The following is a 14227-nucleotide window of genomic DNA, read 5'->3' on the forward strand; positions in this document are numbered from 1 at the left end:
ACAGTTCACGCCGTGTTTACCATCCCACCGTCCACGACGACCGATTCCGCGGTCACGTAACTCGCGAGGTCGCTCGCCAGATACAGCGCCGTCTTGGCGACGTCCTCGGGCGTTCCGAACCGTCCGAGCGGTATCGATTGGCGCATCTGCTCTCCCGTCTCCGTCCCGACTATCGGAACGTCGCCGGTGGTCATCGCCGTCTCGATGACGCCCGGATGGATGGCGTTCACTCGAATCCCGTCGCCACCGAGTTCCGCGGCGAGCGAGTACGTGAGGAGTCGGATTCCTCCCTTCGAGACGCAGTAGGGTGCAAGGTCGCTGTATCCTTGGATTCCCGCGATACTGGAGACGTTCACGATGCTTCCCCCGTCGTTCTCCGGCATGCGTCGTGCCGCCGCTTGCGACCCGAAGAACGCGCCGTTGAGGTTGACGTCGAGCAGTCGTTGGTACTCCGTCGGGTCGATGTCCGTCACCGGGCCGTTCGGGCCGACGATACCCGCGTTGTTCACCATCACGTCGATACCCCCGAACTCGTCGACGGCCGTTTCGACGGTCGCCTCCACCGCCGCCGGGTCGGAAACGTCACACGGCGCGAATACCGCCTGTGCGTCGGTTTCCTCGTTGATACGTTCGTGTGTCGTCGCCCCGTCTTCGCGAGGGTCTTCGCGAACGTCTGCAACGACGACGTCCGCCCCTTGTTCGGCGAATCGGTGTGCTATCGCCCGACCGATTCCGCTCGCGGCCCCCGTTACGACTGCCGTCTTATCCTCCAGTAACCCATCCATACACTCGCATATGGTGTCAAACGACGTTATTGTTTCTACGAGACGAACCTCGGAAACGGCGTTTCACCCGCGTAGAGGACGTTGTACGCGATATTCCGTAGTTATAGATGCTGATTCAAAAAATACTTTTTATCTATAATATATAATAATAGTTGTAAATCGGACAACATTAATTAATATTCAACCCACTCGATAAAGGGACGATGGAAGAAACTAACAATAATCGTAGTGAAGGACACTCGCGACGGACGTTCATGAAGGCGACCGGTGCGGCGACTGCCGCGACGACGGTCGGTTTGAGCGCACAAAGCGTGGCGGCAGAGGAACACACGGTCGATACGATGATGGAGGACATGTCCGTCGCCGAGAAGGCCGGGCAGATGATACAATCCGTCGTCAACAGTCTCGACCCGGAGGCGGATTCGACCTTCGAAGACGTCTCCAAAATCGGCGACCTCATCTCCGAAGTGGGCGCGGGGTCGCTGCTCTCCGGGGGATCGCTCCCTCCGACCACGGACCCACAGGAGTTAGTCGAGGGGGTCAACGCGCTCCAGGAGTACATGATAGACAACTCCCCTCACGGAATTCCGTTTTTCTACGGCGTCGACGCCGTCCACGGGGCCTGCTACCTCGACGGTGCGACCGTGTTCCCACACCGACTCAACATGGGAGCGACGCGCGACCCCGAAACCATCGAACGGGCCGAACGACACACCGCTTCGGTGCTCTCGGCCACCAGTTGTCACGAGACGTTCGCGCCGACGCTCGAACTCCAGCGCGACCCGCGATGGGGTCGATTCTTTGAAGGAATCAGCGAGGACCCCAAGGTGCTCGCCGACATCTCGGCGGCCCGGACGCGGGCCCTCGAAAGCAACGACCGCGTCACGTCCACTGTCAAACACTTCGCCGGCTACGAAGTCCCCCACAACGGCAACGACCGGGCGGCCGCCAACGTCTCGATGCGCGACCTTCGCGAGACGCTCCTCCCGCCGTTCGAGGTCGCCATCGAGGAAGGTCCCGGAATGGTCATGGTCAACAGCGGTTCCGTGAACGGCGTCCCGGCCCACGCTTCACGGTGGCTGTTGACCGAAGTCCTCCGGGAGGAGTACGGTTTCGACGGCGTGGCCATCTCCGACTGGAACGACCTCTTCCGCTTAATCGACCGCCATCACTACCTTCCGAACACCGAGAAAGGCCGACGAGGTGCCGTCAAAGCCGCCATCGAGGCGGGATTAGACATGGTGATGCTCGGCGGCGGCGGTCTCACTCCCCCGGAGTTCGTCTCGCACGTCGAAACGCTCGTCTCCGACGGCGAACTCTCCGAGGAGCGCATCGACCAGTCCGTCCGGCGGATTCTCGAACTCAAGCGCGACCTCGGCCTGTTCGAGAGTCCCTACGCCGATTCCTCCGACCTCCCTTCCCTCGTCGGCAACGACGAATCGATGGAGATAGCGACCGATATCGCCCGCGAGTCGATGGTCCTGCTGAAGAACGATTCGGTAACCGAGGGCGGCGGTGCGGCGTTGCCGCTTTCGGGTGACGAAAACGTCTTGGTGACGGGTCCGGGAATCGATCCCGAGACGGGTATCCAGAACCGCATCCTGATGCAGTACGGCGGCTGGACCCTCGGTTGGCAGGGAATCGAAGGTGCGTCGCTCACGGACGGCGGTCCTCGCCCCAACGGGACGACGATGGTGGAGGAACTGGAGAGCGCGCTCGGAAGCGCCCACGTCTCCCACGTCCCGACTGACTTCGACCGCTCGCAGTGGTATTCGATTCCCGAAGATTCCGCCGACGAGAACGGCGAGTACGGCTTCACCGACGACCAGCGCAGCGCCGTCGAGAGCACGGCCCCCGACGCCGACGTCGTCGTCGTCGTTCTCGGAGAGGGGCCGCACAACGAGGGATTTGGCGACCGTGACACGCTCCGTCTTCCGGAGACGCAACGCGAAATCCTCCGGACGGTGGTCGAGAACAGCAGCGACGACACGACCATCGTCGGCGTGGAGTATGCGGGCAGTCCGCGCGGCAACGACGGGACCTTTCAGTACCTCGATGCGATGCTGTTCGCCGGCCAACCCGGCAGCGGCGGCGGCAAGGCAATCGTCGAGACGCTCCTCGGGGAGAACAACCCCTCCGGAAAGCTCGGATTCACGTGGCCCCAAGAGGTTGGCCACGTCCCGAACTACCACAACGCGTGGCCGTCGAGCCGACACGAACCGCTGTATCCGTACGGCTACGGATTGAGTTATACGAGCTTCGAGTATTCGAACCTCTCCGTTTCGCCGTCGAACGTCGGCAATCCCCGCGCGTGCCGCGCCGTGACGGTCACGGTCGACGTCGAAAATACGGGTAACGTAGCGGGCGACCACATCGTGGAGGTGTTCAACACGGAATCCTACGGCTCGGTCATCAGGCGCGACAGCCGCGTCGTCGGCTACGAGCGCGTCCACCTCGATTCCGGCGAGAAACGGACCGTTTCGGTCGAACTCGACATGGAGGCCCTAGAGGTCGTCCCGGGCGACATCCCGGCGCTGGACCCGAAAGTCGTCGAGGAGGGAGAGTACACGCTGACCGTCGAGCCGGGTAGCGACATGACGACCACGCTCAACGTCCGGAAAACCCGGAGTGTTGGCAGTACACGCCACGTCCCCGGCCGGTTCGACGTCAACGGCGACGGCGACGTCACCCTCGCCGACGTTCTCGAAATCTACAAACTCTCGAAAGGCGAGTAACGCCTTTCCCTATCGTGGGGGCCGCCGTCCTTCGGTATCTAGACCCACACAGCAGTAGAAACGTATTTGTGGACCGTTTTCGAGGTGTCGCTATGAAACGCGCACTCGTCGTCGTGGAACCGACGGATGGCTCGAAAACGCTCGTCGAAGAAGCCGGGGACCTCGCTTCGGGCGTCGGGGCCGAACTCGTCCTCCTCCACGTCACGACCGTAGAGGAGTGGGAGTCCAACCGGGAACGGCTCTCGAACATTACCGATTTCGAGAACCAGTACGGAATCGAGCAGACCCGCGAAGGAGCACGCCAGTTCGCCGAGAACATCGGGCACGACGTACTCGGTGACCTGAACGTCGACGTTTCCACCGTCGGTGCAATCGGGAACCGAACGGACCAGATTCTGAAGACGGCCGAGGAGAAAGACTGCGACCACGTCTTCATGTCGGGAAAGAAGCGCTCGCCGACCGGAAAAGCCGTTTTCGGCGACGCGACGCAATCGGTAATCCTGAACTTCTCGGGTATCGTCTCGGTAATCACCACTGAAGACCGGTAAGGCGGGTGGGAAGACTCGATATCTCCGTTACCGGTCCCAGTTCGCTTCGAACACGCGGAGGAAGTTTTCGCCGAGGATTTTTCGAATCTCCGGTTCCGAATAGCCGCGGGCGAGGAGGCCGCTGGTCAAATTCGGGAGTTCGGTGTGGCGGTGGAGGCCTCGGGGAAACGGTTCGTACTCCTCGATGGGACCGCGACCGTAGACGTCGGAGAACTCCGGGCGGAAGTTCCGGTACGCGGCGTACGGCGGGGTGACGCCGTCGTCGAGCGCCTTATCGTTCATGTCGCTGCCGAAGCCGACGTGGTCGATACCCGCGACGTCGACGACGTGGTCGATGTGGTCGAGAACGTCGTGGATGGTCGCCGTCTGCACTTCGTGCGTGTCCGGGTCCGTCTTCACCGTGGGCGGAAAGACGCTCACACCGACGACGCCGCCGTTGTCGGCGATAGCTCGTAACTGTTCGTCGGTCTTGTTCCGCGTGACGTTGCTGAGCGCTCTCGCACCCGCGTGCGAGATGGCGACCGGTTTCTCCGAGTGTTCGATGGCCTCCATCGTCGTCCGGTCGCCACAGTGGGACAGGTCGATGAGAACTCCGAGTCGGTTCATCTCCGACACGACGGTTCGACCGAAGTTCGACAGTCCCGGGTCGGTTCGTTCACAACACCCCGCACCGACGTAGTTCATCGAGTTGTAGGTGAGTTGGACGACCCTGACACCCATGTCGTGAAACGCGCGGAGGAACTCGAACCCGCCATCGACCTGCATTCGCTCGCTCGGTTCGATGGGCATCGTGTCCTGAAACCCGAGGATGACGCCGGTCTTCCCGGAATCGTTCGCATCCCGAATATCGTCGGCGGTTTCGACGAGCGCGAACGCGTCGTCGTTTGCACCAACGAGGCTTCGACATCGCTGAACTCGTTCGGTCGCGTCCGCGAAGCGCGACCGACTGGCGACGGTAACGTTCCCGGCAGTGACGCCACCTCGCTCGAGATGAGTTCGGTACTCCGGGTCGGCGATGTACGCGGTGGTCGGGACGAGTCCGTCGATGACGGTCGCGTCCGCGTGCAGTCGCTCGGCGTCACGGATTTCCCCGTCTGACAAGTCTAAAGAAGTATCTCTAGTCATGTTGTTCATTACGCGTCATTCGATATAAGGCTACGTCTCGGTGAAAGGATTGCCGGGGCGTTCACGACGTGAAAACACCGATACGAACGTGAAACCGCGACCTATCGATTTAATACGGATGGTTGTCTGACTCTTCCTATGCAGCCGCGTTCATCGTTAGCAAACAGCCTCCTCGACGAGGAGTTAGCCGTCGGAACCGTCCTGAGTAGCGTGTCCCCGAACGTCGCCGAAGCGCTGGGATACACGCCGCTCGACTTCCTGTTCGTGGACCGCCAACACGGGTCGCCCACCACGGAGGGGTTGGAGACCCTCGTCCGAAGTGCCGATTTGAGCGACACGCCAGTCATCGTCCGCGTCCCGCGAAACGGGATGGACATGATAACGTATCTGTTCGATTTCGGGGTCCGTGGAGTGATGCTCCCGCAGGTCGAAAGCGCGGCGACCGTCCGGGAGGCGAGTACGCACGTCCGATACGAGGACGGACGAAGCCTCGGGTCGACCACTCGGGCGGCGAAGTTCGGTAACGTCCCTAAGGGAGAGTACACGGAGTATGTAAACGACGAACTCGCGTTACTCCCCATGATAGAGACGGTGACAGGGTTGGAGGCGGTGGACGAAATCGCGCGGTTGGACGCGGTCACCGCCATCGCCATCGGGCCGGGCGACCTCGCGTGGTCGCTCGACGTTCCCTTCGGGAGCGAGGCCCATCAGGACGCCATCGACCACGTGTTCGACATCGCGGCCGAGAACGACTGCGCCGTCGGAATCTTCGTCGGGTCGCCGGAAGATATCGAACGGTACCGGGACCGCGCCGCGTTCGTCGTGTACGGCTCCGACGTCGGAATCGTGACGAGTCACTTCGAGAGCGTACTCGGCGAGGAGTAACTACCGCCGACCGATTTTCACCTCGTTCGCATACTTTTCACGTCGTTCCCATCGCCGTCACTCCCGTGGAAAGGAGCGACAGCGTTGGACCGCGGCGAGTTGCTCGTCCGACCGACCGAGTTCGCGGTACAGGTCGTACAGTGCGTCCGGGTCGTAGTAGAGAAACGGGTCCGCAGTTGCGACCATCTCGGCGAGGGGGTCGGTTCCGCCGCCGTCCGCCGCGTCGGTGTCGACCATCCGTGCCTGCCACGCCGCCATCTTCGCGCGGAGGTCGCTGACGACGTCCGGACGCTCGTCCACGAGGTTGGTCGCGGTTGGGGCCTCTCGGTTTCGGTCGTGAAGCAGTTCGAGTCCCCCGCCGGGCATCTCGGGGTCGTTGTAGAGGCCGGGGTGGGAGAACGCGCCGGGGTGAAGGAGGCGGATGTACACCCAGTCGTCCGTGTATAGCGCCCGACCGAACGTGTAGATTCCGTGCCCGCAAACGACGTACTCGCGACCCTCGAACGCCTCGCCGAGGAGCGCGGGGGTGAACGCGTCCGCGTCCCATCGTTCCGGAACGGGAACGTCACAGAGTTCGCATATCGTCGGCACGAGGTCGAACTGGTGGACGAACTCGTCCACGACACCTTCGTTCCCGTCCGTCACGCTCGGCCACGAAACGACGAGCGGAACGCGCTGACACGCCGTGTGCGGCATCGCGTGTTCGACGTAGATTCCGTGTTCGCCGAAGGCCTCGCCGTGGTCGCCCGTGATGACGATTGCCGTCTCCTCGCGGATTCCCTCCCGTTCCAGGACGGCGAGCAGTTTGCCGACTTCTGCATCGACCTTCCGAATACCCGCATCGTAGCCGTCGAGGAGGTGTTCGACCGTCTCTCGGTCCGGGATGTCGTCTGGAAACGACCAGTCCTCGTAGAGCGGGTCGAACGTCGGATTGTCGTACGCCTCGGGTGTCGGCCACAGGTCGGCCGTTCGGGGACCGGTCACTCCCCGCTGTGCGTCGATGGCGTCTTGGTCGGGCCACGATGCCGGTGAACCGGACTCCCGTACCGCGTCGACGAACGGTTCGATTCCGGAATACGGGTGGTGGGCGTCCCAGTAATTGACGTGCAACAGCCAATCGTCCTCGTCCGCGTGCCGTTCGAGCCAATCGACCGCGACGGGAGTTACATCGTCGGCGTCCTCGTCCGCGACGAGGCCGCTCATCGCGGAGGGTTGGACGTGCTCCTGAAACGACCCGGTGAAGTGATACGCCAAGTGACGCTGAGCGAAACTCGTGATGGTGGCCGTGTGGATTCCGTGTTCCAACAACTGCCGGAAGGCGAGATTCCGCTCCGGGTCCGGGTCGTGGCCGTCACCGGGGTCGTCGTAGTGCTGCCCGTCCCCGAAGTGCGTGACGACGCCCGTCTTCGCCCCGAACCGGCAGGTCGCGAGCGCCGTCCGACTGGGGAGGCAGGGCGTATCGGAGGCGTAACACTCCTCGAAGCGAACGCCCGTTTCCGCGACGGCGTCGATGGTCGGGGAGGTGTCGCGCTCGTAGCCGTAACAGCCGAGGTGGTCGGGGCGAAGCGAGTCGATATCTACGATAAGGATTCGCATGGGTGCAGTCGAATGGAACGGGTAATAGCTGTATCGACGTGTCAGGCGGACTCGTCGTGAATCTGGCGCAGTATCGCTTCGAGTTCGTCGCCCAACAGGTCGTAGATTCGTTCGCCCTTCTCGGCGCTCGCGAGAGTCGGGTCCCCGATGGCTCCCGACTCGGAGTACCCGTCGAACGAGCGATACACCGAGAGCGGGCCACCGTGGAACATGTCGTCCAAACTCCGGTCGTAGGGTTCCTCGTGGGGGGTTCCCGCGAACCGCTCCTCGTGAACGAGGTCCGGGCGGAGGTGGAGCATGAGCGACGTCTCGAACTCGCCGCCGTGGGACATTCCCCCTACCTCGCTCTCCCGAACCTCGTCTATGAACGGCGCGGCGAGTTGGAAGTAGGTGACGCCGAGGAGGGACCGGTCGGGATGGTCCACGCCGATGGTACTCACGGCGCTGCTGATGAGCGAGGCGTTACCGCCGTGGCCGTTGACGAGCAGGAGGGCGTCGAACCCGTTTTCGAGCGCCGAATCGGCGATGTCCTCCAGCGTGTGGAGGAGGTCGTCGTACTCCAGCGTGATGGTGCCGCCGAACGGAAGGTGATGTGGCGAGTAGCCCGACCAGACGGGCGGTGTGACTAAGAGCGGAATATCATCGTGTACGCGCTCTGCCCCGAGCTGCGTGACCGCATCCACGAGAATCGTGTCGGTCGAAACCGGGAGGTGGTCCCCGTGCTGTTCGATGCTACCGACGGGGACGACGAGGATGGAGCCGTCTCGTTCGGCGATCTCACGAATCTCGGGTGCCGTCCGACCGGCCCACGACCACGGTGATGAGCCGATGGTTTCGAATACCATAGCACACAAACCGAAGGGCGCGGATTTAGTTGTTTCCGTGGAAAGGGGTTCGGTTACGGCCGTGCCGGGAAACCTATTTACTACCGGTCTCCCTCGCTCGGAGTATGCCCGCACTCTGGACGTATCCGTGGAACCTCGCCGCGGAGGGACCCGACGACGCGTGCGAAGCCATCGCCGCACGCGGTATCGACGCGATAAACCTCGCGAGCCACTATCACTCGGTCCGGTCGATGAACCCCCGCACTCCGGAAAACCTGTTCGAACGTCATTCCGGCGGCTGTTACTTCGACCCCGAGGAATCGGCGTTCGACGACACTCCGATAGACCCGCGTCCGATCGCCGTGAACGGAATGGACGACCCGCTCGCGGAACTGGTCGGAACGGCGGGCGAACACGGACTCGACGTGAACGCGTGGACGGTGTGTCTCCACAACACCGCGCTCGGCGCGGCACACCCCGAGTACCGCATCGAGAGCGCGTTCGGTGACGCCCACGACCACGCGTTCTGTCCGTCGAACCCCGAGGTTCGGAACTACTTCGCCGACGTCGTCGCCGCGATATCGAACCGCGGCGTCGCCGAAATCCAACTGGAATCGGTCGGGTTCCAGAGCGCGTTCCACGAACACGGGACGAAATTCGGCCACGACAAACGACAGACCGTCACGACCACGACGGAGGAAGTGTTGCTCTCCCAGTGTTTCTGCGACGGGTGTCGGAACGCAGCGCGGGACCATCCGGTCGACATGGACGCGGCGCGCGAGCGCGTTCGAGGAATGGTGCAGAACTCGTTCGACCACCCCGACGAGGAACCGCCCTCGCTCGATTCGCTCGTGGACGAAAACGAAACGCTCCGCGAACTGTTCGACTTCCGCGCCGAGATAGTGACCGAGTTCGTCGGTGGATTAGCCACGGCTTCCGAAGTGCCGCTCAACTACTACGCGATGGAGGCCCACACGGGCGTCGAACCGGGGAGCGGGTGGCCCGCGGGGGTCGAACTCTCCCGTCTCGAACCCTCCCTCGACCGCATCACTGCCATCTGTTACGTCGCCGACCCGTCCATCGCGCGGGAGCGGGTTCGAACGTTCGGGCGAACCGTGGACCTTCCGGTCGATGTGGGCGTCACGCTCGACCCGTCACTCATCGAGAGCCAAGGGCAACTTCACGACCTCGTGAGCGCGATTCGAGACGAAACCGACGGCGAGATGTTCGTCTACCATCACGGTCTCGCGACCGAGGCGCAGTTGGAGTGGGTCGCGTCGACGTTCGCGGCGGAGTGACTTCCGACTTCCTCGACCAGCACTGCTTCGGTGGTGCGTGTGAACGCAGGGCATGGATTACGTCAACCTCGGGTTCACGGGGACGAAGGTTTCGGAACTCTGTTTGGGTGGCGGTTCGGAACGGAGACGGACGAACTCGAAGAGAGCGTCGGCGCGACGCGAATCGAACTCGAACCACGGCATCTCGAACGTATCGGGAACGCGAACGACGCCGACTGACGGAATCCTCGGTGCAGTTATTACGGATGACTGTGAGGTGGTACCATGATACGCAGAGACATCGTGCGTCCCAGCGACGACCAACTCTCGACGCTGTCGAACATCTCGCCGAACGACCTCGGTCACTACGTCGACTTCGGTCACGCCTTCGGCATCGACTACATGGGCATGTCGGACGAAGTGACGCTCGTCGGGTCCGCACTGACCGTTCGCATCCCGCCGGAGGACGCCACGATGGTTCACAAGGCGACGGAAATCGCGGAACCGGGCGACGTACTGGTCATCGATATGCAGGGGCACGGAACGAACGCGTGCTGGGGCGAACTCACGACCCACGCCGCTATCGCGAGCGGCGTCGCGGGTGTGGTCATCGACGGAAGCGTGACGGACACGCGCGATATCGCGGCGCTCGATTTTCCGGTGTACGCCAGGGAGCAGAGCACGCGGACGTGTCGAATCCTCGGGCAGGGTGGCGAGATAAACGGCCGCGTTCAAATCGGGAGCGCCGTCGTGAATCCGGGTGACGCCCTCGTCGGTAACGAGGACGGCGTCCTCGTGCTACCACAGGACCGAATCGACGAGGCCATCGACCTCTGTGGGGACAAGAAGGACCGGGAGGCAGAGCGCATCGAACGGTTGAAGCAGGGCGAATCGTTGGCCGACCAGTCCGGCGCGAACGACTTCATAGACGAGCGGGATTTGGCGTAGTCGCCGGTAACAAACCAGCTATTTTCGGCCACGTTTCCCGTCACGCGGTGGAAGGAGCGGACTGCCGTCGACGGCCTCGTACGCCCGTGTTCGAGTGCGGTCCTCGTAGTCGAACATGGGTTCGAGGTCGGCCACCGTCACCGAATCGCCGATACATTCGATGACGATGGTGCCGACGTCGGGGAGTTCGTGGAAGACCACCGACCCGCCGTAGCGCTCCCGGATTTCGTCCATCCGCGTCCGATTCTGGAAACTCCCGTACGACCCACAGTCGGTGTTCACCGAAGCGAACGAGACGCGGGCGGTGGCTCCGTTACCGAGGTCGATGGACGGGTTCCCCGCGTTCGGAGACGTCACCGCCACCGGTCCGGTGGCCGGCGTGATGGTCGTCGCCCGGTGTTTGTCACAGACGACGACGTGGTAGCCGTAGTAGGCCGCCCACGTCTCGAACCGGCGGGTCGCGCGCGACGTCGTGGGGTGAAACAGCAGGTCGACGCCCCGTCGTGCGAACTGCACCCCGAGTTCCGGATAGCGTTCGTCCCAGCAGACGAGCGCTCCGACGCGTCCGAACGGCGTATCCCAGACGTCGATTTCGGTTCCCGGTCGGACGCCGTCGTCCAACTCGCCGAGCGTGGGGACGAACTTCCGGGTTTTTCCTCGTATCTCGCCGTCCGGTCCGATGAGGACGGCCGAATTGGCACACGTCTCACCGTCGCGTTCCAGCATCGGCAACCAGACGTAGCTGTCGAGGGCGGCCGCCTTCTCGGCGACGGCGTCCGTCTCCGGCGATGGCACCGGTCGAGCGACCGAGTCCCGAGATTCGCCGTCGCCCGCGTACCGCAACTGGAGGGCAAATTCTGGAAAGCAGACGAAGTCCGGGTCGTACGACTCCGCTTCGTTGAGCAGGCCGAGGATGAGACGCAGGTTGGTTTCCACTCGCTCGCTCGCCTCTATCGGCGGGTCCAACGCGAACGAGAGCACTCGTGTTTCACGCATCGTTCTCCATCTCGGGTGAGCCACGATAAACCTCGCTCCGAGTCGGTGCCGTGTGGTTGCCCCGAGAGAAACGGCTATACAGTTGCAGTGATGACGCTTGGCATGGCCGAAACCGGCATTCAGCTGTTCACGCTCAGGGACCTCCACGAACGACCGAGCGAACTCGTCCGGCGGGTCGCGGACACCGAATTTCGAGGGGTCGAACTGTACGACCCGCAGTTCGATACCCTCGCGGCGGACGACGCGAAACCGTGTCGGAGCGCCCTCGACGAGACGGGAATCGAAGCGGTCGGCGGACACGTCCGTATTGAACGCCTCGAAACCGAGTTGGAGGAGACGCTATCGACGTGTCGAACGCTCGATGTCGGTCGTCTCGTGATTCCAACCTACGAGCAAACCGCGTTCGCCTCGAGGGAGGGTATCGAGGAGGCCGCGACACGGTTGGCGACGCTCTCGGACGAGTTGGCGACGGAGAACGTCGAACTGCTGTACCACAATCACACCTTCGAGTTCGACGCGGTGGACGGGCGACCGGCACTCGAATCGTTCGTTGAGGCCGCGGACGGTTCGTTCGGGTTCGAACCGGATACCGCCCTCGCGCGCCACGCGGGCTACGACCCGCTCGCTCTCCTCGAGCAGGTGGGGGAGCGTGCGCCGCTCGTCCATCTCACCGATACGACGTTGGACGGCGACGAAACGCTTCACGTGGACCCGGGCAGGGGTATCGTCGCCCTCGAAGCGTGCGCCGACCTCGCACGGCAAAACGGTGCCGAGTGGCTCATCTACGAAAACGGGAGGACCGAGACGCCCGTCGAATCGCTCGATTACAGCGCGAAGCAGTTCGCGACGTACGTCGATTGATTCGGGTTGGGTATCTCAGTGAGGGATGTCTGTGACTTGGAGAGGATTTGTCAGCGGGGTAGTATCGTTCAGTGTTGGTGACGGTTACGGCGGTGGTCGTGACGACGGTGGCGTTCAGTCGGTCGCGGACAGGAACCGTGTGTTCGGAGATGCCGCGTCTCCACGTCGCTGTTTTCCGTGACGAGGGGGTCGCCGGTGACGTTCACCGTCGTGTTGCGGACGAGGCCGCTCGCGTTCTCGAACGTGATTCCGTCCCGCTCCTTGCCGGTTTGGTGAATACAGCAGTTTCTGAACGTGGCGTTGCGGTCGGCCACCTTCACCGTCGTGTAACCGGGTGCACTCCCCGTGATGGAGACGTTTTTGAATTCGAGGGGGTCGCCCTCGGCGCGCGCCCAGATACCCCAGAGGTAGATGGGTTCGCCAGCGTACTCGTCGCCGCTCGGCGCGTCCGCGTCGATTTTGATTCGGGTGTTCTTCACCGTCGCCGACTTGCCCGCGTTGTCCCGCTCGTACCAGAGAATGCCGCTTCCCTTCGGGTGGTCGATGACGATGTCGCAGTTCTCGATGGTCCCGTCGAAATCGTACCAGAGCCAGACGGCGCGGGCGTTGACGATGCCGCCCGGGGCGAGGTCCGGATAGAGCGCCGGCGGCCCGCCGTCCGCGTCGTCGATGACGACCGTACAGTTCTTCGCGTGACTTCCCGGCGACCCGAGGCGTATCGAGGAGATGTTGTTGTTGCGGAAGTAGCAGTGTTCGACTTTCACCGCGCCGTGTTGGCCGCCCTGCCCGTCGTTCGAGACGCCCGACGCGTAGATGGCGTTGTCCGAGAACCGCTCGAACGAGCAGTGCCGGAACAGGAGTTCGCCCGCATGTGCGTTCGGAACCCACGTTCCGCCCTGTCGAACCAAGTTCTTCACGCCGTCGGGACAGTGGACGTTTTCGACGAGACCGCTGCCGTCCGGGTCGGTCACCGTTGTGTAGAAACAGTGATTCATTCCCGTGCGAACGTCCCTGACGCCACGGAACAGCACGTCCCTGAGGAGTAACCCGTCGTCGCAAGTGAGAAGGAGGCTCGCTTTGGTTTCCGGTTTGCGATAGTCGAACACGAACCCGCGGACGGTGACGTCCGACCCGACGAGGATGAACGTGTGACCGACGTATCCCTCGGTCGGGACGATGCTGACGTCTCCGTGGCCCACCAACGATACTGAATCGAGGTCGCTGTAGGCGAGCGTCCCGTCGACCCAGTACGTTCCCGACGGGAAAATCACTCTGACGTTCGACGCACCGTCACCGAGTGCTGCGTCCATCGCGTCGTTTATCGGCTCCTCGCCGGTGGGGTCGGCACCGTAATCCGTGACGATGTTCACCACGTCGACGTCGCGTTCTCTCGCGCTGGTCCCTCCGCTGGCCAGCGCGAGCCCCGTCGTCGTCACACCTGCCGCCTGTAGGAACTTTCGACGTTCTATCGGTGTCCCGTCCCGTGTGGTCGTTCTCGACGGTTCGTCCGAGCCGTCGGCTGTTTCTGCACTGTTGCTTGCTAACGTATGCCTCATTGACGTACGTATTTTCGAACTAACGCACAGTATTTAACTCTTTCTTGCAATTGTTTTACGATACTGTTGTAGCATTTTTAATTGGGCGTTT

Annotated in this window: 13 protein-coding genes; 7 read left to right on the forward strand and 6 right to left on the reverse strand. The window is 62.7% G+C overall.

The features are described from left to right. Nucleotides 1-5 precede the first annotated feature (5 nt). A complete protein-coding gene (locus AC1XDK_RS16180) occupies nucleotides 6-785 on the reverse strand; it encodes an SDR family oxidoreductase (RefSeq protein WP_483350967.1) in 780 nt (259 codons plus the stop codon). Between the two features lie 203 nt (nucleotides 786-988). On the opposite strand from AC1XDK_RS16180, the gene AC1XDK_RS16185 reads away from it, so the two are divergent. Then, nucleotides 989-3520, forward strand: coding sequence for a glycoside hydrolase family 3 protein (locus tag AC1XDK_RS16185; protein ID WP_483350968.1), 2532 nt, complete (start codon nucleotides 989-991; stop codon nucleotides 3518-3520). Nucleotides 3521-3612: 92 nt separating this feature from the next. Beyond that, entirely contained in the window at nucleotides 3613-4068 is a 456-nt protein-coding gene (locus tag AC1XDK_RS16190) for a universal stress protein (protein WP_483350969.1), read from the forward strand. 27 nt (nucleotides 4069-4095) lie between these two features. On the opposite strand, the gene AC1XDK_RS16195 is transcribed toward AC1XDK_RS16190, so the two are convergent. Further along, complete coding sequence (locus tag AC1XDK_RS16195; RefSeq protein ID WP_483350970.1) at nucleotides 4096-5193, reverse strand: dipeptidase; 1098 nt, start codon at nucleotides 5191-5193, stop codon at nucleotides 4096-4098. A 138-nt stretch (nucleotides 5194-5331) separates the two neighbouring features. On the opposite strand from AC1XDK_RS16195, the gene AC1XDK_RS16200 reads away from it, so the two are divergent. Further along, nucleotides 5332-6078 (forward strand): HpcH/HpaI aldolase family protein, encoded by a 747-nt coding sequence (locus AC1XDK_RS16200; RefSeq protein ID WP_483350971.1) that lies wholly within the window; start codon nucleotides 5332-5334, stop codon nucleotides 6076-6078. 57 nt (nucleotides 6079-6135) lie between these two features. Here AC1XDK_RS16200 and AC1XDK_RS16205 read toward each other — a convergent pair whose 3' ends face one another. Next, nucleotides 6136-7674, reverse strand: a complete 1539-nt coding sequence (locus AC1XDK_RS16205) for a sulfatase (RefSeq protein WP_483350972.1) — start codon at nucleotides 7672-7674, stop codon at nucleotides 6136-6138. A 41-nt stretch (nucleotides 7675-7715) separates the two neighbouring features. After that, nucleotides 7716-8519 (reverse strand): creatininase family protein, encoded by an 804-nt coding sequence (locus AC1XDK_RS16210; RefSeq protein ID WP_483350973.1) that lies wholly within the window; start codon nucleotides 8517-8519, stop codon nucleotides 7716-7718. A 104-nt stretch (nucleotides 8520-8623) separates the two neighbouring features. Between AC1XDK_RS16210 and AC1XDK_RS16215 the strand changes: the two genes are divergently transcribed. Genes AC1XDK_RS16215 through AC1XDK_RS16225 form a run of 3 tightly spaced genes read left to right on the forward strand, consistent with a single transcriptional unit; the run spans nucleotide 8624 to nucleotide 10723 of the window. Next, nucleotides 8624-9796, forward strand: a complete 1173-nt coding sequence (locus AC1XDK_RS16215; RefSeq protein WP_483350974.1) for a hypothetical protein — start codon at nucleotides 8624-8626, stop codon at nucleotides 9794-9796. A 39-nt stretch (nucleotides 9797-9835) separates the two neighbouring features. After that, complete coding sequence (locus AC1XDK_RS16220) at nucleotides 9836-10015, forward strand: hypothetical protein (protein WP_483350975.1); 180 nt, start codon at nucleotides 9836-9838, stop codon at nucleotides 10013-10015. A gap of 45 nt (nucleotides 10016-10060) precedes the next feature. Next, nucleotides 10061-10723: an RraA family protein gene (locus tag AC1XDK_RS16225; RefSeq protein ID WP_483350977.1), complete on the forward strand. Its 663-nt coding sequence runs from the start codon at nucleotides 10061-10063 to the stop codon at nucleotides 10721-10723. Nucleotides 10724-10741: 18 nt separating this feature from the next. On the opposite strand, the gene AC1XDK_RS16230 is transcribed toward AC1XDK_RS16225, so the two are convergent. Beyond that, on the reverse strand, nucleotides 10742-11719 hold the full coding sequence (locus AC1XDK_RS16230; RefSeq protein WP_483350978.1) for a carbon-nitrogen hydrolase family protein: 978 nt from the start codon (nucleotides 11717-11719) through the stop codon (nucleotides 10742-10744). A 102-nt stretch (nucleotides 11720-11821) separates the two neighbouring features. On the opposite strand from AC1XDK_RS16230, the gene AC1XDK_RS16235 reads away from it, so the two are divergent. Further along, a complete protein-coding gene (locus AC1XDK_RS16235) occupies nucleotides 11822-12580 on the forward strand; it encodes a sugar phosphate isomerase/epimerase family protein (RefSeq protein WP_483350980.1) in 759 nt (252 codons plus the stop codon). Nucleotides 12581-12648: 68 nt separating this feature from the next. On the opposite strand, the gene AC1XDK_RS16240 is transcribed toward AC1XDK_RS16235, so the two are convergent. Next, a complete protein-coding gene (locus AC1XDK_RS16240) occupies nucleotides 12649-14136 on the reverse strand; it encodes a glycosyl hydrolase family 28-related protein (RefSeq protein WP_483350981.1) in 1488 nt (495 codons plus the stop codon). Nucleotides 14137-14227: the final 91 nt, after the last annotated feature.

Source organism: Haladaptatus sp. HS23, from assembly GCF_056892285.1.

Excerpts from the sequence above, each read along its gene's own strand:
- AC1XDK_RS16180 (WP_483350967.1), bottom strand. The coding sequence starts at position 785 with ATGGATGGGTTACTGGAGGATAAGACGGCAGTCGTAACGGGGGCCGCG.
- AC1XDK_RS16185 (WP_483350968.1), top strand. The coding sequence starts at position 989 with ATGGAAGAAACTAACAATAATCGTAGTGAAGGACACTCGCGACGGACG.
- AC1XDK_RS16190 (WP_483350969.1), top strand. The coding sequence starts at position 3,613 with ATGAAACGCGCACTCGTCGTCGTGGAACCGACGGATGGCTCGAAAACG.
- AC1XDK_RS16195 (WP_483350970.1), bottom strand. The coding sequence starts at position 5,193 with ATGACTAGAGATACTTCTTTAGACTTGTCAGACGGGGAAATCCGTGAC.
- AC1XDK_RS16200 (WP_483350971.1), top strand. The coding sequence starts at position 5,332 with ATGCAGCCGCGTTCATCGTTAGCAAACAGCCTCCTCGACGAGGAGTTA.
- AC1XDK_RS16205 (WP_483350972.1), bottom strand. The coding sequence starts at position 7,674 with ATGCGAATCCTTATCGTAGATATCGACTCGCTTCGCCCCGACCACCTC.
- AC1XDK_RS16210 (WP_483350973.1), bottom strand. The coding sequence starts at position 8,519 with ATGGTATTCGAAACCATCGGCTCATCACCGTGGTCGTGGGCCGGTCGG.
- AC1XDK_RS16215 (WP_483350974.1), top strand. The coding sequence starts at position 8,624 with ATGCCCGCACTCTGGACGTATCCGTGGAACCTCGCCGCGGAGGGACCC.
- AC1XDK_RS16225 (WP_483350977.1), top strand. The coding sequence starts at position 10,061 with ATGATACGCAGAGACATCGTGCGTCCCAGCGACGACCAACTCTCGACG.
- AC1XDK_RS16230 (WP_483350978.1), bottom strand. The coding sequence starts at position 11,719 with ATGCGTGAAACACGAGTGCTCTCGTTCGCGTTGGACCCGCCGATAGAG.
- AC1XDK_RS16235 (WP_483350980.1), top strand. The coding sequence starts at position 11,822 with ATGGCCGAAACCGGCATTCAGCTGTTCACGCTCAGGGACCTCCACGAA.
- AC1XDK_RS16240 (WP_483350981.1), bottom strand. The coding sequence starts at position 14,136 with ATGAGGCATACGTTAGCAAGCAACAGTGCAGAAACAGCCGACGGCTCG.